1 pseudogene is annotated in these 894 nt (G+C 59.4%); it reads left to right on the top strand.

Annotated features, from left to right (window positions below):
• Positions 1 to 430 precede the first annotated feature (430 nt).
• Positions 431 to 894 (top strand): annotated as a pseudogene (locus tag ACW9H9_RS28680) (group II intron reverse transcriptase/maturase); the annotation flags it as partial.

Raw genomic sequence — 894 nt, 5'->3', positions numbered from 1 at the left:
TGTGCGCCAGGCATGGCGCGTTGCGCGAAGCGCAACCAGCTTGGCTGTGGTGGCCTCGCTGGTGACTTGGAGGTGAAAGTCCTCTACACACCCGGCAAGGGGAAGTGTTAGCCAGAGGCAAGGGTGTCGCGGGTGACTGCGAATCTGAAGGAAGCCCGAGGCAAAATGCTGGCCTGACGAACAGGAAGCGGATAGAGGCGGCGTAGCGGGGCAAGACGGCATAAATCGTTAAAGCCCAATACTTGCACGGAACGCTACGACGTATATCCGACAGGCATAAGCAGGAAGGTCGCGCGAATTACCCTGGGAGATCTGTAGGTTTGCCACTGTGCTACCGGCGTCGAGAGGCGACGGGATGAGCCTGCAGAAGTCAGCCGAGGCCGTAGTAAGTGGCGAAAAAAAAACCACGCCACCAAGGGCCGAACAGGTTATGCCGCCAGTAGGCGTCAGAGTCTCGCTGAATGTCGATAAAGCAGGAATCTCTCAACACGAGAGCTGTAACCCCAAGCCCCGGACGGAATCCGAGGCTTACGGCTGGCAGTGCGCAGACATCGGCGACGTCTGTGACGTGGACGAACGCGGAGCCGAACACGCTGATGGAGCGGGTGCTCGCACCCGCCAACCTAAAGCGTGCGTATCAACGCGTGGTCAGCAACAAGGGCGCACCGGGTGCCGATGGCATGACGGTCGACCAGTTGGCGGGCTATGTGAAACAGTATTGGCCGATCCTCAAAGCTCGGTTGCTGGCCGGCGATTATCACCCGCAAGGTGTACGCGCTGTCGAAATCCCCAAACCCAAGGGTGGAACACGCCAATTGGGCATTCCCAATGTCGTGGATCGCCTGATCCAGCAGGCGCTGCTGCAACAGCTCACGCCGATCTTCGACCCTCTGT

The organism is Pseudomonas sp. SDO5215_S409, from assembly GCF_054071325.1.
This window is presented reverse-complemented; position numbering and strand designations above follow the sequence as displayed.